This window comes from Phaeodactylibacter luteus (assembly GCF_007993045.1).
Lineage (GTDB): Bacteria > Bacteroidota > Bacteroidia > Chitinophagales > Saprospiraceae > Phaeodactylibacter > Phaeodactylibacter luteus.
The window spans coordinates 1-22,684 of the sequence record NZ_VOOR01000055.1 but is presented as its reverse complement, the minus strand read 5'-3'; the positions used below and the strand labels follow the sequence as shown (position 1 = coordinate 22,684).

General features: G+C 55.6%; 14 protein-coding genes. 11 read left to right on the top strand and 3 right to left on the bottom strand.

Translation table 11 applies throughout. The features are described from left to right. The first annotated feature begins 2 nt into the window (after positions 1 to 2). From murD to FRY97_RS18665, 8 genes are all read left to right on the top strand, one after another. A complete protein-coding gene (gene murD / locus FRY97_RS18705; RefSeq protein WP_147169097.1) occupies positions 3 to 1,313 on the top strand; it encodes a UDP-N-acetylmuramoyl-L-alanine--D-glutamate ligase in 1,311 nt (436 codons plus the stop codon). A 3-nt stretch (positions 1,314 to 1,316) separates the two neighbouring features. Next, positions 1,317 to 2,459 (top strand): FtsW/RodA/SpoVE family cell cycle protein, encoded by a 1,143-nt coding sequence (locus FRY97_RS18700; protein ID WP_147169096.1) that lies wholly within the window; start codon positions 1,317 to 1,319, stop codon positions 2,457 to 2,459. 6 nt (positions 2,460 to 2,465) lie between these two features. Further along, entirely contained in the window at positions 2,466 to 3,575 is a 1,110-nt protein-coding gene (murG, locus tag FRY97_RS18695; protein WP_147169095.1) for an undecaprenyldiphospho-muramoylpentapeptide beta-N-acetylglucosaminyltransferase, read from the top strand. Positions 3,576 to 3,579: 4 nt separating this feature from the next. Beyond that, the gene (gene murC, locus FRY97_RS18690; RefSeq protein WP_147169094.1) at positions 3,580 to 4,932 is read left to right on the top strand and encodes a UDP-N-acetylmuramate--L-alanine ligase; all 1,353 of its coding nucleotides are present in this window, start codon (positions 3,580 to 3,582) and stop codon (positions 4,930 to 4,932) included. A gap of 3 nt (positions 4,933 to 4,935) precedes the next feature. Beyond that, the gene (locus FRY97_RS18685; protein ID WP_147169093.1) at positions 4,936 to 5,733 is read left to right on the top strand and encodes a cell division protein FtsQ/DivIB; all 798 of its coding nucleotides are present in this window, start codon (positions 4,936 to 4,938) and stop codon (positions 5,731 to 5,733) included. A gap of 86 nt (positions 5,734 to 5,819) precedes the next feature. Continuing rightward, a complete protein-coding gene (gene ftsA, locus FRY97_RS18680) occupies positions 5,820 to 7,142 on the top strand; it encodes a cell division protein FtsA (RefSeq protein WP_147169104.1) in 1,323 nt (440 codons plus the stop codon). Positions 7,143 to 7,347: 205 nt separating this feature from the next. Next, complete coding sequence (ftsZ, locus tag FRY97_RS18675; RefSeq protein ID WP_147169092.1) at positions 7,348 to 8,814, top strand: cell division protein FtsZ; 1,467 nt, start codon at positions 7,348 to 7,350, stop codon at positions 8,812 to 8,814. Positions 8,815 to 9,611: 797 nt separating this feature from the next. Next, positions 9,612 to 11,477, top strand: coding sequence for a YfbK domain-containing protein (locus tag FRY97_RS18665; RefSeq protein WP_147169090.1), 1,866 nt, complete (start codon positions 9,612 to 9,614; stop codon positions 11,475 to 11,477). Positions 11,478 to 11,767: 290 nt separating this feature from the next. On the opposite strand, the gene FRY97_RS18660 is transcribed toward FRY97_RS18665, so the two are convergent. The 3 genes from FRY97_RS18660 to FRY97_RS18650 form a co-directional block, all read right to left on the bottom strand. Further along, a complete protein-coding gene (locus FRY97_RS18660) occupies positions 11,768 to 13,471 on the bottom strand; it encodes a hypothetical protein (RefSeq protein WP_147169089.1) in 1,704 nt (567 codons plus the stop codon). Positions 13,472 to 13,484: 13 nt separating this feature from the next. After that, positions 13,485 to 14,780: a peptidase associated/transthyretin-like domain-containing protein gene (locus tag FRY97_RS18655; protein WP_147169088.1), complete on the bottom strand. Its 1,296-nt coding sequence runs from the start codon at positions 14,778 to 14,780 to the stop codon at positions 13,485 to 13,487. 151 nt (positions 14,781 to 14,931) lie between these two features. Next, positions 14,932 to 18,069: a lamin tail domain-containing protein gene (locus FRY97_RS18650; RefSeq protein ID WP_147169087.1), complete on the bottom strand. Its 3,138-nt coding sequence runs from the start codon at positions 18,067 to 18,069 to the stop codon at positions 14,932 to 14,934. Positions 18,070 to 18,357: 288 nt separating this feature from the next. On the opposite strand from FRY97_RS18650, the gene FRY97_RS18645 reads away from it, so the two are divergent. The 3 genes from FRY97_RS18645 to FRY97_RS18635 all read left to right on the top strand — a co-directional run bounded on the left by FRY97_RS18645 (position 18,358) and on the right by FRY97_RS18635 (position 22,307). Continuing rightward, positions 18,358 to 19,812, top strand: coding sequence for a pyridoxal phosphate-dependent decarboxylase family protein (locus tag FRY97_RS18645; protein WP_147169086.1), 1,455 nt, complete (start codon positions 18,358 to 18,360; stop codon positions 19,810 to 19,812). 99 nt (positions 19,813 to 19,911) lie between these two features. Next, on the top strand, positions 19,912 to 20,373 hold the full coding sequence (locus tag FRY97_RS18640) for a hypothetical protein (protein WP_147169085.1): 462 nt from the start codon (positions 19,912 to 19,914) through the stop codon (positions 20,371 to 20,373). 581 nt (positions 20,374 to 20,954) lie between these two features. After that, positions 20,955 to 22,307 (top strand): cytochrome-c peroxidase, encoded by a 1,353-nt coding sequence (locus tag FRY97_RS18635; protein ID WP_147169084.1) that lies wholly within the window; start codon positions 20,955 to 20,957, stop codon positions 22,305 to 22,307. The last annotated feature ends 377 nt before the right edge of the window (positions 22,308 to 22,684 follow it).

Sequence of the window (22,684 nt, the reverse complement as noted above, 5' to 3'; positions counted from 1 at the left end):
CTATGCGTATCGTTGTTCTGGGGGCCGGGGAAAGCGGTGTTGGCGCCGCCCTTCTGGCCAAGCAAAACAGGCATGATGTCTTTGTCTCCGATAGAGGGGGCATAGCAGAAAAATACAAACACGAGCTGGATGCTCACGGGATTGCCTACGAATCTGGGCAGCATACCTGGGAGCGGGTCCTGGCTGCTGATGAAGTCATCAAAAGCCCAGGCATACCAGACCACGTGCCACTGATACAAGAATTGCTGGCTAAAGGGAAGCCGGTGATTTCTGAAATTGAATACGCTGGGCGGTACCATCAATCAAAAGTGATTGGCATTACCGGCAGCAATGGCAAGACTACGACCACCCGCCTGGCTTGGCACCTGCTCAAGGCGGCAGGCTTTGATGTGGAAATGGGAGGCAATATCGGCAAAAGCTTTGCCCGGTGCCTTACAGAGCGCCACCGGCAATGGTATGTACTGGAGCTGAGCAGCTTTCAGTTGGACGGCATCTCTGCCTTCCGGCCGGATCTGAGCATGCTCCTGAACATCAGCCCGGACCACCTCGACCGCTACGGCTATGAGATGGGCCGCTATGTGGCCGCCAAATTCCGGATCAACCGCAGTCAGCGGCCGGATGACTGGTTCGTCTACAAAGCTGAAGACGCCTACATCCGCGAGTACTTGCAAGGCTATGCACCGAACGGTCAGCCGCTTGGGCTCACTGAGGGGCAGATCCAAGAGGGGGGCGTAGTAGCTGAAGGCCAATTTTTTGACCTTAGCCGGACTAAACTGAAAGGGCAGCACAATTATTACAATGCTCTTTTTGCGCTGACGGCAGCTATGAAGTGTGGTGCTGGCGCAGCTGCCCTGCAGCAGGGGCTGGAGTCTTTTGTCCCTGTGCCCCACCGTATGGAAGTTGTAGGTACGGTAAACGGGGTGGGCTACATTAATGACAGCAAGGCCACCAACGTGGATGCGGCCTATTATGCCCTTGACGCTATGCCCGGCAGCATCGTATGGATTGCCGGGGGGCAAGATAAAGGCAACGATTATGCGCCTTTGCAACCGCTGGCGCGGGAAAAAGTCCGGGTGCTGATCTGCCTGGGCGTTGACAACGAAAAGCTGAAAACAGCTTTTGCCGGCATAGCCGCCCTCATATTGGAGGCGGGCAGTGCGGAAGAAGCGGTACAGCTGGCAGCCCGGAATGCCCGGGAAGGGGAGCAGGTGCTGCTTTCTCCGGCCTGTGCCAGTTTTGACTTATTTAAAAATTATGAGCACCGGGGCGACCTCTTCAGGGAAGCTGTCCTGGGCTTGACAAAAACAAAGTAAGAGATGTCTATTGCGAAGAGGATATATGCAGAGCTGCAGGGTGACCGCGCCATTTGGGGCGTTATCGCAGTGCTGTCTATTTTCTCTATCCTCGCAGTATACAGCTCTACAGGCACACTGGCTTACCGGGAGATGGCAGGCGATACCGAAGCCTTCCTCTTCAAGCATCTGCTCATTGTGGCAGGGGGCTTGTTCCTCACTTATCTGGCGCACCTGATGCATTACAAAAGGTACTCCAGGGCTGCGCCAGTGCTGTTGCTGATCTCTATCCCGCTGTTGGTCTATACTGTAGCATTCGGGGCAGACATCAACGATGCCAGGCGTTGGATACAACTGCCTATAGTCGGGATAACGTTCCAGACTTCAGACTTTGCCAAACTGGCACTGATCATATACGTTGCGCGCACCATAGGGGCTAAGCAGGAGTACATCAAAGACTTCCAGTCTGCCTTCCTGCCGATCATCGTACCCGTGCTCATCATCTGTGGGCTGATTGCCCCGGCAGACTTGTCCACAGCGATTTTGCTGTTTGTGACTTGTGTGTTCATGATGTTTGTGGGGCGGGTTGCGCTGCCCTATATCGGGCTGCTGCTGCTGCTCGGGGTGGTGGTTTTTGCCATGCTCATTATTCTGGGCGAGTTCTTCCCAGATGCGATACGCTCAGAGACCTGGGTCAACCGCATGCGGGAGTATATGGATTCGCCAGATGGGGGCTATCAGGTGCAGCAGGCCAAAATTGCTATGGCGAATGGAGAGTGGTTTGGGCTGGGCCCAGGCAACAGCATTCAGCGCAATTATCTGCCTTCCCCTTATTCGGACTTCATCTACGCCATTATCGTGGAGGAGTACGGCATATTTGGGGGCGTGCTGATCATCGCCCTTTACGTGACCCTGTTTTTCCGGGCTACCCGCCTGGTGACGAAGAGCCCGAAAGCCTTTGGCGCTATGCTGGTCATCGGGCTGAGCATCAGCCTGATTTTGCAGGCGTTCATCAATATCGCTGTCTCCGTGCACTTGGTGCCGGTAACCGGCGTTACCCTGCCTATGGTGAGCATGGGCGGTACATCAATATTATTCACCTGTTTGTCGTTCGGGATGATCCTGAGCGTGAGCAAATACATAGAGTCGGTCTCGGCCGAGGAATAAAGGACCATGAGCCAGCCCAAAATCATAATATCCGGTGGTGGCACCGGCGGGCACATTTTCCCCGCTATCGCCATTGCAGATGCACTGCGGGCAGAAGAGCCCGGGGTGGAGGTCCGGTTTGTGGGTGCTAAAGGGCGGATGGAAATGGAAAAGGTCCCGAAAGCGGGCTATGCCATAGAAGGGCTTTGGATCAGCGGCTTCCAGCGAAAGCTGACTTGGCAGAACCTTTCCTTCCCATTCAAGCTGCTGAGCAGCTTATGGAAAGCCCGGCGGATTTTGAAAAAATGGAAGCCTGATGTAGCCGTTGGGGTAGGCGGATATGCAAGCGGCCCGCTGTTGCAAGTGGCCAATAGCATGGGCATACCTACTTTGCTGCAAGAGCAGAACTCCTTCCCTGGGGTGACCAACCGGCTATTGGGCGGCAAAGCCCAAAAGGTTTGCGTTGCTTACGAAGGGATGGAGCGCTGGTTTGGGGCAGAAAAACTGCTGTTGACCGGCAACCCTGTGCGCAGCAATCTACAGGATATGCACGCAACAAGGGAGGAGGCTGCAGCTCATTTTGGGCTCGACCCTGCCAAGCCTATTGTTTTTGTTTTTGGCGGGAGCCTTGGCGCTAAGTCCATCAATCAGGCCATGGAAGCCAACGCAGTACATTGGGAAAGCCGGCCTGATATACAGGTGCTTTGGCAAGTTGGGCAGTTGTATGTGAAGGGCTTCGGCCAATGTGCAACCGCTCGCCTACCGCAGGTGAAAGCACAGGCTTTCATCGATCGCATGGACTTGGCTTATGCCATGGCCGATGTCATCGTGGCCCGAGCTGGAGCCCTGACGATTTCGGAGCTTCAGTTCGCCGGTAAGCCGGCAGTGTTTATCCCCTCCCCAAACGTGGCGGAGGACCATCAAACCAAAAATGCGGATGCATTGGTGGCAAAAGGGGCGGCCTTGTTGTTGCCAGATGTGGAAGCTGCTGCACGGATTTTCACGGAAGTGGAAAAACTGCTCAGGGATGAGCCCCAAAGGCAGCTGCTGAGCAAAAATATCAAGGCGTTGGCCAAACGGGATGCTGCCCGGCGGATTGCACAAGAGGTGCTTTCCCTGGTGCCGTCCAAATCCTGAACTTATGGACTTGAACAGCATTCAAACGGTTTATTTCATTGGTGTGGGCGGCATCGGCATGAGCGCGCTCGCCCGCTATTTCAACCAAAGGGGCGCTCGTGTCTACGGGTACGACAAAACAGCGACCGAGCTGACCAGAACGCTGGCAGCAGAAGGTATTGACATACATTATGAAGACGACATCCGGTTCATTCCCCAAGGGGTAGACCTAGTAGTCTACACCCCGGCCGTACCGGCTGCTCATCAGGAGCTGCAATATTTCCAAGCCAACGGCTTTCCCGTGAAAAAGCGGGCGGAGGTCTTAGGGATCATCAGCCGTGGAATGAAAGCGATTGCTATTGCAGGCACCCACGGAAAGACGACTACTACGACCCTGACCACCTTCTTGCTCCGGTCTTGCGGTATTGATTGCTCAGCGTTTCTGGGCGGGATTGCGCTCGATTTTGAGACCAACTTTGTAGCAGGCCATACGGAGTGGGTTGTGGTAGAAGCAGATGAGTACGACCGCTCTTTCCTCCACCTGAGCCCGGAGATTGCCGTCATCTTGTCGATGGATGCTGACCACCTGGACATTTATGGCGATCGGGAAACGATGCTCGAGACAGGCTTCCGTGCTTTTGCCAAGCGGGTGAAACCTGGGGGTGCCGCCTATGTTCAGCACCGATGGGTGGAAGAGCTGGGGCCTGTGGGCAAAACCATTGCCTTTGGGCTTGGGCATGGCGCGTACCGGGCGGAGAATATCCGGGTAGAAGAAGGGTTTTTTACCTTCGACTTCTACAGCCCTCAAGGGGTGATGCAGGGGCTGCAGCTCAGCTTGCCCGGGCGGCACAACGTAGAGAATGCCACCGTGGCTATTGCCATCGCCTTGCAGCTTGGCGCAGCGGAAGCGGATATCCGGCTTGCCCTGCGCGAGTTCAGGGGCATACGGCGGCGGTTTGAATTTTTGAGCCGGAGCGAAAAAGGGGTATATATTGACGATTATGCCCATCACCCCTCTGAGCTGCAGGCAGCTATAGGCGCAGCGCGGGAGCTTTATCCTGGCAAACGCCTGACTGGGGTGTTCCAGCCCCATTTGTTTACGCGCACCCGGGACTTTGCCCCGGGTTTCGCGGAAGCGCTTGCAGCGCTGGACGAAGTGCTGCTGATGGAGATCTACCCGGCACGGGAAGCACCACTGCCCGGTATTGACAGTGCCTGGCTGCTGGAGCAGATCCCAGGACAAGATAAACGGCTGGTCAGCAGTGAGGCGGTGCCCGAAGTGGTGAAGCAGCTGCAGCCAGAAGTCCTGCTCACATTGGGGGCAGGGGATATTGATTTGTTGAGAGCGCCTTTGAAGCGCTATTTTGAAAACAGATAAACCATGGCAAAAGGCCTATTAGACAATCTGGACCCCCAAACCCTGCGTACCCTGAAGCGCGTTGGCTGGGCCGTGCTATTCCTGGCTGTGTTCATGGTCTATATTTCTGCTGTGGAGCGCAAAGAAGGCAGCCTCGCAGGGGAGGTGGTGATAGAGATTGCGCCCCTGAAGAGCGGGCACAGCCTGCTGACACCGGAAGACGTACGGCTTGCTATAGCGCGCAGCTTTGGTTATCAGCTGGAGGGGCGCCCATTGGCAAGCATCGACATAGAGCGCCTGGAAAGGGTACTGGAGGAAGAGCCTTTTATCCTTGAGGCAGAAGCTTATCTCAGTGCCAGCAACCGGGTAGAAATCAGCATTCAGCCCCGGGAGCCGATACTGCGGGTGATGGACAACAACGGGTACAACTACTACCTAGACCGCGATGGGGTGCAAATGCCCCTTTCTAAGCACTTTACGGCTAAGGTGCTTGTCGCAACAGGGAGCCTGCCGGTGTATGAGCCACAGTTTTTAGCGCGCAAGCGCAACCGGCTCAAGGAGGCTTTCTTGCTGGCACAGCTCATCATAAGCGATGAGTTCCTCGCGCCACTGACAGAGCAGATCTACTTTGACAACCGGGGCGAGATAGCCCTTGTGCCCAAGGTGGGCTGTGATAAAATTGAGTTTGGACGGTTTTCCCGCGAGTACGAGAAGCTCCGCCGGATCAAAATCTTCTATAAAGAGGTTTTGCCCTATGAGGGTTGGCAGGAGTATTCAGAAATAAGCGTAGCTTACGAAGGGCAAGTCGTTGCACGAAAATAAATGGACAACTAAGCACCTGCGCGCGCTTTGGCGCGCCGGACCTGATTTAACTCGGATTTTGAAATGAAAACTACAGTATGATGCCCATGAAAGAGACCAATGTGAACAACTCGGAGATTGTTGTGGCTGTAGATATTGGCACAACAAAAATTTGCGCAATCGCGGGCCGCCGCGATCCTTACGGAAAGCTGGAAGTCCTGGGCTTTGGCAAAGTGGCTTCGGAAGGGGTCTTGCGTGGGGTCGTTTCTAATATCGAAAAGACGGTCAATGCGATCTCTGAAGCTATTGCTATGGCACAGCGCAGTGCCGGGCGCGAGTTCAAAGTCGTGCATGTGGGCATTGCCGGGCAGCACATCAAGAGCTTGCAGCACCGCGGTATCCTGACACGGGAAAACGATCATACCGAAATCAGCCGCCGCGATATTGAGCGCCTTATCGGCGATATGTATAAGTTGGTACTGCCTCCGGGCGATAAAATCCTGCACGTTATCCCACAAGAGTATACCGTAGACAACGAGCAGGGCATCACAGACCCCATAGGGATGTCTGGCATCCGGCTGGAAGCCAATTTCCACATCATCACCGGTCAGATTTCTGCCTCGAACAACATACACCGGTGTGTGGAGCGCACTGGCCTGAAGGTAGCGAATATGACCCTCGAGCCTATAGCTTCTGCCGCGGCTGTCCTCAGCGAAGAAGAAAAAGAAGCAGGTGTTGCATTGGTCGATATTGGCGGTGGCACAACGGACATTACCATCTTCCACGAAGGCATCATCCGGCATACGGCCGTAGTGCCTTTTGGAGGGCATGTCATTACCAAAGACATCAAAGAAGGCTGTACCGTAATGAAGCCACAAGCAGAAAAGCTGAAGGTCCGCTTTGGCTCTGCACTGGCCGATGAAGTATATGACAACCGTATCATTTCCATCCCTGGCCTGCGTGGGCGTGACCACAAAGAGATTTCTGAAAAGAACCTGGCCCGCATTATTCAGGCACGGGTGGAAGAAATCTTGGATTACGTCATCTGGGAAGTGCGCCGTTCTGGTTACGAGCGAAAGCTGATTGGCGGTATCGTACTGACCGGTGGCGGAGCTTTGCTGAACCACATTGAGAAGCTGGCGGAATACCATACCGGCATGAGCACCCGTGTGGGCACACCGGTAGAGCATCTGGCTCACGGCTACCACGAGCAGCTCAGCAGCCCGATCTATTCCACAGCGGTCGGCTTGCTCATCAAGGGCCTGGAAGACCTCGAGGCTGGGCATATTGTGCCGGAGCCGCAAGAAGAGGAGCAGGCAGAGGAAAATGCAGGAACCGAGAAAGAGGTAGCGAGTGGCAACAACTGGTACGATCAGCTGTTCCGCCGCACCAAAGAGTGGTTTGAAGCAGACCCCGATAGTGAATTTTAATTGAGAATAGCGGGCGCAGTTTGCTGTGCCCGCACCCCCTTTGAGCGCAGGATCCAAGCATGGGGCGAAAAGGGCATTGCCCGGCCCGCCCTGCTTTGGAAAGCTCTTGAAAATGCTGATACTTCCATTAACCCATGCCGGAAAGTGATCATGGACATATTAAAAAGGCTACACAGACAACCGGCAGAACAAAAAACTAGCAGTTATGGTATTTGACTTGCCAAAAGATGAAAGCCCGATCATAAAAGTAATCGGCGTTGGCGGCGGCGGCAGCAACGCAGTCACCCACATGTTCCGGCAGGGCATAGTCGGTGTGGATTTTGCAATCTGCAATACCGACTCTCAGGCCATGGAGCTCAGCCCCGTGCCGACGAGAATGCAGCTCGGCCCCAACCTCACAGAAGGGAGGGGCGCTGGCTCAAAGCCTAATATTGGGAAAATGGCCTGCGAAGAGTCTATCGAGGCGGTCAAGGCTTACCTGGAAAACAACTGCCGTATGCTGTTCATTACTGCAGGCATGGGCGGCGGAACGGGCACTGGCGCAGCTCCAATTATTGCCAAAACCGCACGGGAGATGGATATCCTGACGGTAGGTATCGTGACCCTGCCTTTTACTTTTGAAGGGCGGCGGCGTACCTCTCAGGGCTCTGAAGGCCTCGAGGAGCTGAAAAAACATGTGGATACCCTTATCGTCATTTCTAATGATAAGCTCCGGCAGATACATGGCAACCTGTCTATCTCTGAAGCCTTCGGGCAAGCAGACAACATCCTGACCACCGCCGCTAAGGGCATCGCTGAAATCATCACCGTGCCAGGGTATGTGAACGTGGATTTTGAGGACGTCAATACCGTAATGCGAGAGAGTGGCGTGGCCATCATGGGCACAGCTTCCGCAGAAGGGGAAGACCGGGCCAAGCGTGCGGTAGATGATGCGCTCCACTCGCCGCTTTTGGAGGACAATGACATCAAAGGCGCGCAGCATATCTTGCTGAACATCACCTCGGGGACCAAAGAGGTGACGATGGACGAAATTTTCGAAATCACTGAGTTTGTCCAAGAAGAAGCTGGATATGGCACAGACCTGATCTGGGGCAACTGTTACGATGAGAGCCTTGGGGATAAAATCGCTGTAACGGTCATTGCTACTGGATTTGAGCGCAACAAGGCGCAGCAAATCGAAAAAGCTGGCAATGAGCGGGTAGTGGTCAATCTCGACGATGATAAGAATACGCCCAAGCAGGCCCCGCCAAAAAAAAAGGGCCTGGCGGATATTGGGTTTGAGCCATCAGAACCCGAAGACAATACGGTAGAGTTTGAAGATATCCGCGAAACGGTAGCCCGCTTTCAGGGGCGCAACCGCTATTCCTACGATGAGCCGTACCAAAAGCAAGATGCTCCCGACGATGGCGCTTCTACGGAGGCCGATCAGCGCAAATACCTGGAGAAGGAGCGCAAGCGCCGGGAGCGGCTGCGCAACAACCGGGTGAAACTGAGCAACCCTCAGGCCATCATAGAGCTGGAAAACGAACCGGCTTACCTTCGTAGAGGGGTTTCACTTGATGATGTGCCTAGTTCTGACGAGCAGCCGCGCTCAACTTGGAGCATCAACGATGAAGATGAAATCGACATGAGGGGCAGGGGCAATAGCTACCTCCATGATAATGTCGACTAAGCGCTGGCTTGGACTGCTTTTGTTCTGAAAACCAATAGTTTATGCCCGTCTGCTGTGCTAGCATGGCCGGCAGGGCCTTGGCGAAGCCGTTAAATTTGAGTTTAGCGGGCTAAATGAAAACTCAGCAAGGAAGCCGGGTTGATAAAGTGTTGATTTACAAAAGGGACGAGCTCCAAATGTGCTTTTATACTCCCCTCTCGTGACCGAGGGGAGTATAGCCATATACGTGATACGTGCCTTACACTTAAATATTTGCTTTCGTTCGAAACGGCTTGGCGCTGCGGTGCCAGGCCGTTTTACTTGGTTGCCAACCAGATTGTCGTTTTTTGCCTGCCCCCTCCGCAAGGATAGGGGCCTGCCCCTGCCGTGAGGGTGTGGGGCCTGCCCCTGCCCAACGGGCAGGTGCCGCTATGCTCCGGGGCTCGCTCCTCGCTCGGCCCCTCGCCCTACAGGCGTCGGGTCTGGCCTTCGGCCACCCCTTCGCAGCGCTAGGCCGATGCCAGGCTAGTGCCTCTTAAACGCCTGCGGTATTTGGGTTTGCGCCCGCTTTTCTTGATTTAAAGAGCAGATGCTCTGTTGTTTCCTTATCTGATGCCTGCTTGTGGCATACCGATACCTTAAATTGCGCTCGCAGCAAGGCAGGTGAACTGCTAAAAGTAGTGGCGCGCCGCCTCCGGGACAGTAGGGGCTATGCGCCTGCCGTATAGATGTAGCCTCCGGTTTTATGGCCGCGCTTCAATTATTTTCAGCAAGGTTATGCAATATGGGCAGCTGATGCATCTTGTCTGAAAAAACCAATGAAAGCATTCCGAATTGTTATTGCTGTCGTGGGGGCATCCCTGCTCAGCGCAGCGCCTTCCCAGCCTCAAAGCCCTGAGGCTGATTTCCAACTTGCTGGTAAAGTGGCGGACCAAGATACCGGGCAGCCGGTAGCCGGTGCTACTGTGGTGTTCAAAGGGAGGCAGGGCCGTTATAAAGTAGCTACTGGAGCTGACGGCTCCTTCCTTTTATCTGTGGCAGATAGCTGTGGCAAAGTTGAGGCCTTTCATCCAGCGTATGAGCGGCTGAGCCTCAAGCAGGCGTGTACTGGCAGCCCCCTCAAGTTGGCGCTCAAGGCACGGCCTGTAGAAGTGGAGGAAGAAGCAGACGAAGCATTCTCCTCGCCTCCTCCGCTGTTGTCGGAGCATTCCGTTCAAAGGGCTATGGCCTCCCCAAAAATGATGGCCCCTGCTGGAGATCCAGGCCCGCCTATGAATACCGAATCCTATGCCTATATCCGTGAGAACCGTTTCCTAAGCCCGCTGCAAGAGCCCTTGTCTACCTTTAGCATAGACGTGGATGCGGCTTCTTACAGCAACTTCCGCCGCTTCGCCCGCTTGGGGCAGCTGCCGCCAAAAGATGCCGTGCGGATTGAGGAGATGGTCAATTACTTTTCCTACAGCTACCCTCAGCCCGTGGGCGAGGCTCCGTTCAGCATAACAACAGAATTGGGCAGTTGCCCTTGGGCGGAAGGGCATCAACTGCTCCATATTGGGCTTCAGGGGCGCCAACTGCCACGCGAGGATCTGCCGCCAGCCAATTTGGTATTCCTTTTGGATGTCTCGGGGAGCATGAACGCCCCCAATAAACTCCCTCTGCTAAAGTCCTCTCTCAAGCTGCTGGTCGATCAATTGAACGAGAAGGACCGGGTGAGCATCGTGGTCTATGCTGGTGCAGCCGGGGCTGTGCTCGAGCCTACCCCGGGAAGTGATAAGCAGAAAATCCTGGGCGCGCTCAGCAGTTTGCAGGCCGGAGGGTCTACTGCCGGAGGGGAAGGGCTCCGCCTGGCCTATCAGCTGGCCCGGGAGGAACACCGGGAAGGGTACAACAGCCGGGTGATCCTGGCTACCGATGGCGATTTTAATGTAGGGGAGAGCAGTGATGCGGCTATGGCCCGCCTTGTGGAAGAAGAGCGGGAGACTGGCGTTTTCCTAACTGTGCTTGGCTTTGGTATGGGCAATTATAAAGACAGCAAAATGCAGGAGCTCGCTCAGAGGGGCAATGGGCAGCATGCTTATATTGATGACATCAGCGAAGCTAAGAAAGTGCTGGTGGAGGAGTTTGGGGCAACCGTGTATACCATTGCCAGCGATGTGAAGCTGCAGTTGGAGTTCAACCCTGCTCAGGTGCAGGGCTACCGCCTTATCGGCTACGAGAGCCGGCTGCTGCAAAATGAAGATTTCAACGATGATCAGGCAGATGCGGGCGAAATCGGGGCAGGGCACAGCGTGACTGCGCTCTACGAGATCATCCCTACTGGCGTGCAGACGGATTGGCTGGGAGATGTGGATGGGTTGAAATACCAAGAGCAGAGCCCACAGCGTGGCAAACCTTCCAAAGAGTGGTGTACAATAAAGTTCCGCTACAAAAAGCCAGGGGAGCGCAAAAGCGGGCTTTTGGAGAAAGTTGTGGAGAACCCTGCCCGTGAGCTCAGCCCCGACTTCAAGTGGTCAGCTGCTGTAGCAGGTGCCGGCATGGTACTGAGGGGGTCCGAGTTCAAAGGGGCTGCCGACCTTTCGGCCATGCTGGCCCTCGCGCGGGCGGGGCAGGGCGAAGACCCTAACGGCCACCGGGCAGAGTTTATCCGCCTTATAGAGGGGTTGGAGGCAGCGGCCGCGGAATAGCCTGAGAAATGATTAGGTGCTGTGTTGGCATCCCCAAAAGCGCTTAGATTGCTCAAGCGGCCCGTATGCCATACGGGCCGCTTGAGCGTTTGAGCTGCTACCTGTTTTCTGAGGGCATCGGACTAGCGCTGCGGAGGGGTGGCCAGCCCGATAGGGCCGAGCGGATAGCGAGCCCCGGAGCATAGCGACCCCTGCCCGCGGGCAGGGGTAGGCCCCATCCTTACGGCAGGGTCCGGCTTCAAAACGGTCTTTTGGGTTGTGCCCAGCTGCGCTTGAGGGCTGCCCCAATTTCATTCCCCCAGCAGCAAGCCGCAGAATTCAGGGTCTAATTTGACATTTTCAAAAATGAAGGAGGCAAAGTCGCCATCAAGGTCTATCCTAAGGGTATAGTCATCAATGTCAAGCTCAGTAGTGGCTACCGTAATATCGCTGAATTCGTACCGCTCCCCATTGAAGTAGACGGTAAAGTCGTAAGTCTGATTGCGCACGAGGCGGTCCGTGAGAAAGCGCCCCCGGTTGATGTAGGTGAGCAGTGTCAGATGGGGGCAGCCGGTTTCTTTATAGTAGACCAGGGCTTCTGGCCGGATGAGGACTTCGTCTCCGGCAGAAGGGCATACGGCGGAAAAACGAGCCTCTACGGTCAAGGTATTGGGCTGTGTGTATGCCCGTGTGCTCACTAGGGCACTGCCGTTGCACACGGAAAGGAAAGGGGCGGAGGTATAAAGCACCTCGCTGCATAGCGGGTTAAAAGAGGTGACAACCTGAGCGGTGAGCACGCGGTTGGCAGGCAGGCCATAGACCACGGCTTTTGTGCCATCTACCATTCGTGCCCATTGTGGGCGGGCCACAACTTGGCCTGAGATTTGGTCGACAAACTGTATGATACTGTAGGGGGCGTCCAATAGGGTAGGGTAGGGCGTTTCAAAGTTGACAACTATGGGGGCGCCGGTGCTGCAGCTTTCCCCTAAGGAAAAAGCGGCAGCCCAGTCTGACAAGTGGCTGATGCCAAAGGTGATCGATAAGGGGCCTTCCCCAAAGGAAGTGATGGTGGCCAGGCCTTCCATGGACCAGGCCGCGCTGCCTTCGTCCCGGCTCCAGATGGGGATTTGGTCGCCTGCCCGAATGGGCTCCCCGGTATTGGGGTTGATGGTATTGGGGTTGAGCTCCATAGTGGCTTCAACAGGCTCAGAGAAGCTCTTGGCGTGCCTCGCCCCGGCCTTCAGGCTGATGTTGAACCAGCCGGCAGGAGCAAAGTTGACCGGCCCCATTGGGCTGCCATCGGCAGCAAGGGCGGCTGCGGCAAAGGTGCCTCCGGGGAAGGCGGCCACGGTGGCGGCTTCCCGGTTGCCAAAGTGGAGGTACTCCAACTGAAGATCGCCGGTGAGGGGCTGGCCGTTTTCATCGTATACCAGCGTCCCCCCCTGAAAGGTGAGTGCAGCGCTCTCCGGCTTATCGCTGAAAAGCGGCGTGGTATAGGTGATGGGGGAGAATACGCCCAGTTCTGGCTCAACAGGCACGGTCCCTTCCACAAAGTCAACTCCTGCAGGCAGGTCATCGAGGGCAATCAGATGCAGGGTGGGCATGGAGAAGAAGGTGTCTGTCACTATGAAGCGGTAGGTGGCTGGCAGGAAGCCCGGAGCCGTAGCGCTAAAGGTAAGGTCTACGGGGTTGCTGCTGCTGATCGGCCTGGTTTTGTCTATGCCAATTTCCATCAGCCCATCAAAAGGGGCTAGGCTGCTTTTGCCATCCATGCTGAAGACCTCCGCCCTGCTCGGACCGCTCACTTCGATTTGCAGCCCTTGCGGGATTGGCATTTCAGCGATAGGGTTGGCATTGATGGCTTGAATGGTCAGGACATTGCGGAGGACATCTGTGTTGACAATGAGCTGTGCTCCATCGGTATATTTGTTGAAAAGATCTTCCCGCTTCATTTCCGTACAGCCGGTAAGGGTCAGGAAGGCAGCAGCCAGGATGGTAGTGAGTAAACGTTGCATAATGGTATCGGGATTAGGGATTTTGTTGTAAAGAGAAAGTCTGTTCGATCAAAGCGGCTTCAGGCGCTGCCTCTACAAGGATGGTCTTGGTCAAGGGCTGGTACCCGCCTTCGATGAGGGTCAGCTCATAGGTTTTGCCGGGCAGGAGGCCTAGGGTAAAGGTGCCCCCCGGGTAGCGGCCCGTACGTTCCAGCCGTTTGCTGCCATCAGCTGCCACCAGGTAAAGATCTAGGTAGACGGCCTGAAGGGTGCTGCCAGATTGAGCATCTACGGCTGTGCCTTGCAGTCGGACCATATTGACGGGGGAGGCGGGTTGGGCGATTTTTGTTTCCTCGGCTTCTGTTTCGGGCTCAGCGGCCGGCTTATTGCGTTTTTGGTTTTTCCGGCGCTTAGGCGGTTCCTGAGCTTCGGCCTCCTGGGTTTCCGGCTCGGGGGGTGCCTCTTCGGCTGCTTCAGGCGCTTCCTCTGGGCTGCTGTCTACAGCTGCATTGGGCGTAGTTTCCTGTTGGGAGGGCTGTACAGACTCTTGTTCCTCTGCTAGCTCTTGTGCATCCTCTTCTTGCTGCCGAGCAGCGGCAGGGTCAGGTGCGGGCAGGTCAAGGCGCATGGCAAGGCGGAGGTTCACGCTAGGCTGGAAGCGGACGTTAGAGAAGTTTTCGGAGAGGACGGGGCCATTGGCTTCGTTGCCCTCCAACAAGCCGGTAGAAGCGACGGCTATTTCAGGTTTGCCGCGCAGCATGCCGCCTGCTTCCAGGCTCAGCCCGAATCGCTTTTGTGGCACGGCTCGCCCCAGGCCGATGGCTAGGTACGGGAATACCCTGGAGGTGGTGTAGGTTGTGGTAACGCTTCCTGCCTGCTCTGGAGAAATGGTGTAGTCGTTGTAAGGTATGCCCTCTGCAAAACGCCCGGAGACGGTCACATGGTTGTCTAGGTTGATCATGGCACCGCCAACGATGCGGAGCCACCTGCCGCGCACGATCGGCAGGTCTGCTAATAGGCCGATGGTGCTGAGGTCAGCGCCTGCGTCAAGGTCAAGCTCCTGCCCATCCTGATAGTCGGAAAGGTCTTGGGAGAACTGCCTGCTGTTGAATTTTGCCCGGTAGTAGCCTATCCGGAATGCAAGGGGGCGGAAGAAGCTGAGTGTGGCATCTGCTCCTAAATAAGCAGGGGCTCCGGTGCTCAGCCCCAGGCTGATGGCGGGGTAGAAATCGGCGGGCTCACTTTTTTGCGCAAGCATAGTAAAAGGCAGCGCCAGGAGCATAGCTCCGGCTGCCCAGCCAAGGCTGGGCCATTTTGTGCATTTTCTCATAATCGTTTGGGTTTAGCGGGTTCGGTTTTGAGATTGCTGATGTTATTTCTCCTATACGGTATTCGGGGCAGAAGGTTACCTGGAAATAAAAAAAATCCCCCTCCTGCAAGGCAGAAGGGGGATGCGTGGCAGCATTGCCGGCAGGAGAAGGTTACTGCTTCATGAAGCGGACCACCTCTGTGCCGCCGTCTGCGGTAGTCAGTTCAATGAGGTAAATACCGCTCTGCAGTTGGGCTACGTAGAGCTCCGTTTGTGCAGTACCCGATAGGATAACCTGTTGCTCTATCATTTGCCCTGCAGCATTGATCAGCCTCAGGGTAGCTTCCTGCTCCAGCACCTGGCCGAAGTTGAGGTTGAGGACATCTGTGGCAGGGTTCGGGTAAAGCTCCACGCCGCCTGTGAAAGAGCGGGTCTCTGTCTGCAGCTCTGTAGCAGCCGTGCGGCTGCCAGTGCGCTCATTTTGGGCTTGGGCTGTGCCCGCCTCGTCTGCCGACATTCCCGCTCCGCCAAGCAGGCCGCCCCCTGTAACGGTCACGTTGCTGAAGGTCGCAGCTGCAGGGAAGGCAGGGTTGGTACCGAATGCGAGCATACCTGCCTCTACGCAAGGTGCCATAGGCAAAGATGCCGCAGAGACCGGAGCAAAGTAGTTGCCGTCAAAGCTGACGAAGCCACGGAAGATATTGCCGGTACGGGTGATGCGCAGCCAAGCCTGGCGTGGGCGCACGAAGATCTGTGCCTGTGAAGGCGCACCATCTATTGCACGGCGCAGCCAGTACGTGTAGTTGATGTTGTTGGTCATCAGTACGACCTGCTTGGCATTAGGCGCAGAAGACTCACGGATAGCGATGCCGGCAAAGGCGTTGGCAGATACATCCTCTACCTTTACGGTAATCGAACCGTTGCCGCAGATGGTCTGGCTGATGAAGCCAAAGTTGTTGTTGGGCGTTGTGATGGGGCTGTTGGAAGCACCGCTGCTCACACTGAATTCATTTTCGCAGAAACTGTAATCAAGGTCGTTGACGCCTGTGCCGACGTTGTGCTCGGCCCAGGGGAAAGGCAGTGTGCCGTCCTCTGCGACGTTAATGACAGGGGAGCAGGTCAGATTGCCAAATGGGGTATTGAGGCTTACCGTTACGATTGTCTCGCCCAGGTCGTCACAGTTCACTGTAGCGGGCATGATATTGTCCACGCTGATCTGTGGGCAAAGCGGGCTGTTGCCCATATTGTCGATCATGACAACGTCTTCTGGCTGCAGGGTATAAGTGCCTCCCTGGAGCATGACCACATTGCCATCGAGGCAGGTGAAAGTAGGCGTAGCGCAGCAGATGTCGTTGTCCCCGCCTGGGGTGCCCAAGTCGCCATCGCCGAAGGAGGAGGTGGATGCGCACCAGTTGTCGCCAGTATCATTAGACACCGCGTCCAGGAAATCAGGGTTGAGGCTCATGGAAGCGCCATTGGGGTCTGGGAAGCTTGGGCCGCCGTCGTAGTTCACTTGGTCGATTACCGCCCCATCACAGGAAAGGATGACTTCATCGTCCCCATTGGCCAGTGTGAAGCCATTGTATTCATAATCTACCGTTACACCGCCGTTGGTGCTGGTATTGGCATTGATGCCCAAAACGGCATAGCCGAAGGCAGGGACAATAACGCTGCTGGAAATGGTGTGGCTATCGTCGTCCAAGTCGCTAATTTCATACCCAATGAGGTTGATGGCACTGCCGGTAGTGTTGTAGACTTCGAAGTATTCCCCATTGGAATCTCCGACGGCACTTGGGTTCTGCATGATTTCAGAAATAACAAGGTCGCCGGGGTTGGCGCAGTTGACGATCGGGCAGTCTAGCAGGGTAACCATTACGGGGCTGCTGCTGCAGGTGTTGTCCTGTACATCGCGCACAGCTACGGAGAGCATGCCAGCTGTAGTGGGGCCGGCCAAGGTTGCATTGACAAAGAAGCTGCCATCAGCGCTGCCGCCGAGGAAGTTGCCCAGGACCTGGCCGTTAGCAGTGTTTACGACTTCAAATTGGCCACTGGTGTTCAGGGCGGTAAAGTCTACACGGAACTCGAAGTCGTCTCCGTCGCAGCTTTCCTGGGAGATGCTCACATTCGTGAATTCACAGTTGGCGGGCGGGGCAGCGTTGGTTGCTCCTTTGGTGTTGAAGGCGATGGTCGCCGTCCATGTCTCGTCGATGAGCTGAATAGAAGAGCCCGGCGGGGTATTGTTGGTTTCAGAGACGCCTACATCTTCAGACGTTGCCCCGGCAGCTGGCCCATTCGAGGCGGTAAATGTACCCTCGTAGCTGAGGAATTGGATCAGGGTGCCATCCGCACAGGACAAGGCAAAGCCGTCGGGGCTGCCATTTTGCAGGCCATTCGGTGCGAGGTCGAAAAAGAAGTAGGTGAAGGTGCCATCGTTGTTGCCTGCACCAAGTGTGAGGGTATTGTACGACTGCCCATTGCTGCCATTGTAAAGCGTTAGGGTGATGTCGGAAGGGTTTACGTTGGCGCTATTGGCAATGGCTACCTCTACGAATTCGCCTGGGTCGCCAGAAGAGCTGTTGTCGTAGTGGAACTCATTGATGAAGACCTCTGCGTCGGTGGGGCAGGTGGGAGGTGGGGGGCCACTGCCATTCTCGCTCAATTGCAACAAGTCCACGGCTATATCTTCATCTCCAAAATTAAAGGCAAACTCAAGTTCGATATCCAGAGAAGATCCGGTGCCTGCAATACTGCCCATAATAGTCTGGAATATATCGGTTATCTCCGTACCATCGCCTCGCCCATTAAAATCGGTGTCCACAGAGGGGAAGCCATTGGTCCCATCCGCTTCACTCTCATCTACCTGTATCCAAATCAGGTTCTGAGAAGGGCCGCCATCAATAGAGTAGGTAATCCGTAGGTGGTCATCTGTATCCCAATCTTGGCTGCTGCCATCGTCATCTTCTCCAATGAGAATGCTGAATACAATATCAGAGCGCCCCGAAATATCGATATTTGAAAAAGAGAGGGTCTGAGTCGCAGAGGGGGTTTCTGCATCTATATCCTGTGCAGCGAAGAAGAAGTCCCCGTCTGCACCAGATACATCATATCCCCCGCTGATGTTGGAGCCATTTGTCCTGGTGAAAAAATCATTGCTCCCATCGCTTACTTCAGGGACAGAAGTAGTGTACCGCGTCCCATTGCCATCCGTCTCAAAGCTTTCGGACCAAAACTGAGCGAAAGAGGAAGTAGGAATGCTCCCCAATGTGATACAAAGACTGAGAACTCCCAGCCATTTGGTAAAGATTGTCATAATTATTAAGGCTTTATTGATGTGTTATTCAATCAGTGTACAGTTTTCCAGTCAGGAGAATACGAGATAGGGGGGAGCATAAAACTAGGGGGGGGGCTACGAGGGTAATACGATTTTTTACCCTTGGAGTTACAAAGGTAGGGAAAAATCTTTGGGGCTAAGGGTGTGCTATGTTAACTATGTGTTTATTTTTAATATGTGTGGGCATTTGGGGCTGAAGGGCGGGCATGCCATGGATTTTGCCTTGTTCTCGCCCAGTCTTTCCCACGGGGGCCTTATCTTGGCCGTATGAGCCAAAGCCAATATCACATTCCCGAAAAGGGGCGCCCGGCAGCAGAGCTGCTCCGGGAGATGGAATCATTCAAGGCTGGGGATGCGCCATGGGCGGCCGGCCGGACCTGGAGCATGGTCTATCAGGTAGATGAGGCCCACCACGAGCTGCTGCGGCAGGCCAGCGGCGCCTTCTTGTCCGAAAGTTATATCAACCCTTTTGCGTTCGAGAGCCTGCAGCGTATGGAGCGGGAGGTGGTAGGCATGACTGCGGGCTTGCTCAATGGCGGGGCGGAAGCCGTGGGCACAATGACCTCTGGAGGGACAGAGAGCATTTTTATGTCCTTGTACACCTATCGCGAATGGGGCCGCAAGCACCGCAAGGGCAGGGAGGAGGTGGTCGTGCCGGCTACCATTCACCCTGCTTTTGAAAAAGCAGCCTACCTGCTGGGGCTCAAGCTGGTCAAGGTGCCGGTGGGGCCAGGCGGGGCAGCGGATCTGCCCGGTATGGAGCAAAAGGTAGGCCCCAAGACCTTGTTGATGGCCGTTTCGGCCCCTTCTTACCCGCACGGCATACTCGACCCGGTAGAGCAGGCCGGCGCCCTGGCCCAGCAGCATCAGGTGCCCCTGCACGTTGATGCCTGTATCGGTGGGTTTATGCTGCCGTGGGTAGAGCGGTTATACCCTGAAAAGGTGCCCCCTTGGGATTTCCGGGTAGCCGGGGTGACTTCCATTTCGGCAGACACCCATAAATTTGCCTACGGTGCAAAAGGCAGCTCTGTCTTGTTGTTCAGGCAGATGGAATACCTGCGGCATCAGTTCTTTATCACTACCGACTGGGCAGGCGGCATCTATGCTTCTGCCACCCTGTTGGGTTCCCGTTCGGGAGGGCCGATCGCTGCGGCTTGGGCAGCCCTGAACAGCTTGGGGCAGGAGCGTTACCTGAGCATCGCCCGAGAGATCATGGATGGGGTGGAAGAGATGAAAGCCGGTATCGCTGCTATCCCGGAGCTAGAGATACTGGGCGAGCCATGCATGAATATCCTGGCTTTCACAACCCGCAGCAACAAGCCCGATATTTTTGTGGTGGGCGATCAGCTCGAAGCCAAAGGGTGGTTTGTCGACCGGCAGCAGCGGCCCAATTGCATACACACTACGGTTATGCGCCACAATCTGCCAGTTATAGCGGAATACCTGCGCGATCTGCAGGAAGGCGTGGCTTTCGCCAAAAGCAACCCGGGGGCTAAAGCCAAAGGGAATGCGGCCCTCTACGGGCTCATGGCGCGCATCCCGTTCCGGGGCATGGTAGAACAGAACGTCCGGCAGATGTTTGTAGACTTGTACAGCAGGGGCGAAGGTGCTGCTGCACAAGTGGCCGAAGGAGAAGCCGGGCAAGCTATGCCTGAGCCTGCCGCCTGGATGGGCTGGCTCAACCGCTTCCTCAGCTGGCTGCCCGGGAAGCGCCGGCCATAGCACGAGCATCACATTTTGGGGTATATCTCTGGCGCTGCCGTGCATTTTTCAGTGCTTTGTTTATTTTTGCCGGGAACTCAATCTCAAATACCAAGTCATATGATAAACAGTATTCAAAACCTCTCCCCTGAAGATCAGCAGTTGTTGAGGGATGCGGTGCCCTATGTCACCTTGCTGGTAGCAGGGGCGGATGGCATTATCGACGACGCTGAGCTGGCCGCGGGCGAGAAGGTAGCCCATGTGCGCTCTTTCCAGTTCCACCCCGAGTGGATGGAGTTCTACAAAGCTATCGATGGTGGGCTGCACGACCGTATGCTGGCCTTGATCAACGAGCTCCCAAGGGCGACCGAGGCGCGTCAAGCCGAGCTGACCGCTCGCCTTTCAGGTTTAAATAAAGTGTTGGCCAAGCTCGACCGCCGCCACGCCCGTCATTTCTACGAGGGGCTGCTCAGCCTCGCGGAGCACACTGCTAAAGCTTCTGGCGGCTTCATTGGCTGGCTGACGATCGGCCCGAAGGAAGCTAAAGTCACGGACCTGCCTATGATCGACCCTATCCAATAAGGTTGGGGCAGGCGGAAAAACTAGACTTGATGCGCCGCGAGTCAGTGTAGCAGGGAAAATGGGCTGCTTTCAACCACGCGCCGGCTTTTTTCAGGAGCATCGCTTAAGCTGAGTAACTGGGAAAAGCTATGGGCCAGGAAGGGAAGCGCCCTTCTAGCTTTGCAGCGGCCCACGGCGCATCAAGCCAGCATAGGCCAACGACAGGCTTGCCAAATAGGAGGCAAGCCTGTCCTGTTTTAGGAGGCATCAGCCCAAAGGGCACCGGCTTTTGCTTCCTAATGGCACCGGCCTAGCGCTGCGCAGGGGTGGCAAGCCCGACAGGGCCGAGCGGATAGCGAGCCCCGGAGCATAGCGGCACCTGCTGTCAGGCAGGGGCAGGCCCCTCATCCTGATAAGGCGAGGGTAAGCCTAGGGGCAGTGGCAATCTGGTTTGCGTTCGTTTATATGTGCTTTTTTTAATTTTTGTGAAACCCTGGCACCTGCCCTACGTATAGCTGTTTATGATATGCCAAATGCTACCTTGATTTGATAGCGGGCTCATTCCACCTATTTATCCTGAGAAACGGCTAAGGCTCCCGGATATGAAAACAAACAAAAAAACCTACCTCTTAACCCTTACGGCTGCATTGATGCTAGGCGGCTGGTCCTGCAAGCAGGATGCCCTGCCCAATCCGTTGGATACCCGTTTGCAGCAGCGCCTGGAGGAGCTTTCCCCTGATGGCTCGCTCGACTATTTCCGCTTGCCGGATAGCGAGGCAGAGCTCTCAAAAGTGCCTTCTGGCGTAGGCAACCCACTGACTCCGGAAAAGATTGCATTGGGCAGGATGTTGTTTTTTGAGACCGGCCTGGCGGAAGATGCCGTGCACGAAGCTGGCAAAGGGACCTACTCCTGTGCTACCTGCCATGTACCCTCTGCAGGGTTTATGCCGGGCCGCTCACAAGGCATAGCAGATGGCGGGGTCGGGTTTGGCTACAATGGGGAAAGCCGCAACCGTATGTACGGTTATGATGAGACAGAGCTCGATGTGCAGGGCGCCCGCCCATTGAGCATGCTGAACACCGCCTATGTCACCAACACTACTTGGAGCGGCAAATTTGGGGCCCATCATGCCAACGAAGGCACGGAATATGCCTGGGAGCCTGGGAAGGACGTTGAGCTCAACGGATTGGGGCTCGACGGGCTGGAGACACAAAACATCGAAGGCACCCGCCTACACCGCATGCGCATTACGGAAGGCTGGCTTGATACCCTCGGGTATTTGGGCATGTACGACGCCGCTTTCCCGGACTTCCCTATACACGAGCGCTACACCCGCCTAACCACGAGTTTTGCCTTGTCCGCTTACCTACGGTCATTGACGGCCCATCAGGCCCCTTTCCAAGAATGGGTGAGGGGCAACCGCGAGGCCATGTCACAGTCTGAAAAAGCTGGTGCCCTGCTGTTCTACACCAAGGCAGGCTGCTACCGTTGCCACAAAGGCCCAGCCTTGAGCTCCAATGAGTTCCATGCCCTCGGTGTGCTTGATCTGTATCAGACCGGAGGCTTCAATACGGGCCCCGATGATATCCGGAATTTTGGCCGGGGGGGCTTTACTGGCCGCCCAGAGGATATGCATTTGTTCAAGGTGCCTCAATTGTACAACATGAAAGATTCGCCCTTTTACTTTCACGGCAGCAGCCGCCACAGCCTGCGGGCAGTGGTGAAGTACTTCAACGAGGGGGTGCCGGAGAATGATCAGGTGCCGGTAGAGAACTTATCGCCTTACTTCCATCCGCTCAACCTCACGGAAGCGGAAATTGACAACTTGGTGGAGTTTTTGGAGCACAGCCTCTACGACCCCAACCTCGAGCGGTTTGTGCCTGAGGAAACCCTTTCTGGCAACTGTTTCCCCAATAATGACGGCCTGTCGAGAGAACAGCTGGGGTGCGATTAGAATTTTCCTTATTCGATATAGCAACTATCAGAAGGGCAGCTCTTGGGCTGCCCTTCGTATTGGTGCCCTGCCCATGCCGGTTTGGCGGCAGGCATTAGTATTTTCAGCTTTCTCTTAGTAACTTTCTATCCGTTTGGCTGAGGTGCATAGCCAAGGGCTTATGCCGACGGCTTGTCCGGCTCCTCAAGTAAGCTGCCTGGGGGGAAGCCAGATTGCCGTTCTTTTGGCCTGCCCGGCCTGCTTTGCAAGATGGGCCTGCCCCTGCCCGATGGCAGGTGCCGCTATGCTCCGGGGCTCGCTATCCGCTCGGCCCCTCGCCCTACAGGCGTCGGGTCTGGCCTTCGGCCACCCCTGCGCAGCGCTAGGCCGATGCCAGG

What these genes read in the sequence shown, in the direction of transcription:
- murD (WP_147169097.1), top strand. Translation starts at nt 3, where the DNA reads ATGCGTATCGTTGTTCTGGGGGCCGGGGAAAGCGGTGTTGGCGCCGCC.
- ftsA (WP_147169104.1), top strand. Translation starts at nt 5,820, where the DNA reads ATGAAAGAGACCAATGTGAACAACTCGGAGATTGTTGTGGCTGTAGAT.
- murG (WP_147169095.1), top strand. Translation starts at nt 2,466, where the DNA reads ATGAGCCAGCCCAAAATCATAATATCCGGTGGTGGCACCGGCGGGCAC.
- FRY97_RS18660 (WP_147169089.1), bottom strand. Translation starts at nt 13,471, where the DNA reads ATGCAACGTTTACTCACTACCATCCTGGCTGCTGCCTTCCTGACCCTT.
- FRY97_RS18700 (WP_147169096.1), top strand. Translation starts at nt 1,317, where the DNA reads ATGTCTATTGCGAAGAGGATATATGCAGAGCTGCAGGGTGACCGCGCC.
- FRY97_RS18650 (WP_147169087.1), bottom strand. Translation starts at nt 18,069, where the DNA reads ATGACAATCTTTACCAAATGGCTGGGAGTTCTCAGTCTTTGTATCACA.
- ftsZ (WP_147169092.1), top strand. Translation starts at nt 7,348, where the DNA reads ATGGTATTTGACTTGCCAAAAGATGAAAGCCCGATCATAAAAGTAATC.
- FRY97_RS18685 (WP_147169093.1), top strand. Translation starts at nt 4,936, where the DNA reads ATGGCAAAAGGCCTATTAGACAATCTGGACCCCCAAACCCTGCGTACC.
- FRY97_RS18655 (WP_147169088.1), bottom strand. Translation starts at nt 14,780, where the DNA reads ATGAGAAAATGCACAAAATGGCCCAGCCTTGGCTGGGCAGCCGGAGCT.
- FRY97_RS18645 (WP_147169086.1), top strand. Translation starts at nt 18,358, where the DNA reads ATGAGCCAAAGCCAATATCACATTCCCGAAAAGGGGCGCCCGGCAGCA.
- FRY97_RS18665 (WP_147169090.1), top strand. Translation starts at nt 9,612, where the DNA reads ATGAAAGCATTCCGAATTGTTATTGCTGTCGTGGGGGCATCCCTGCTC.
- FRY97_RS18640 (WP_147169085.1), top strand. Translation starts at nt 19,912, where the DNA reads ATGATAAACAGTATTCAAAACCTCTCCCCTGAAGATCAGCAGTTGTTG.
- FRY97_RS18635 (WP_147169084.1), top strand. Translation starts at nt 20,955, where the DNA reads ATGAAAACAAACAAAAAAACCTACCTCTTAACCCTTACGGCTGCATTG.
- murC (WP_147169094.1), top strand. Translation starts at nt 3,580, where the DNA reads ATGGACTTGAACAGCATTCAAACGGTTTATTTCATTGGTGTGGGCGGC.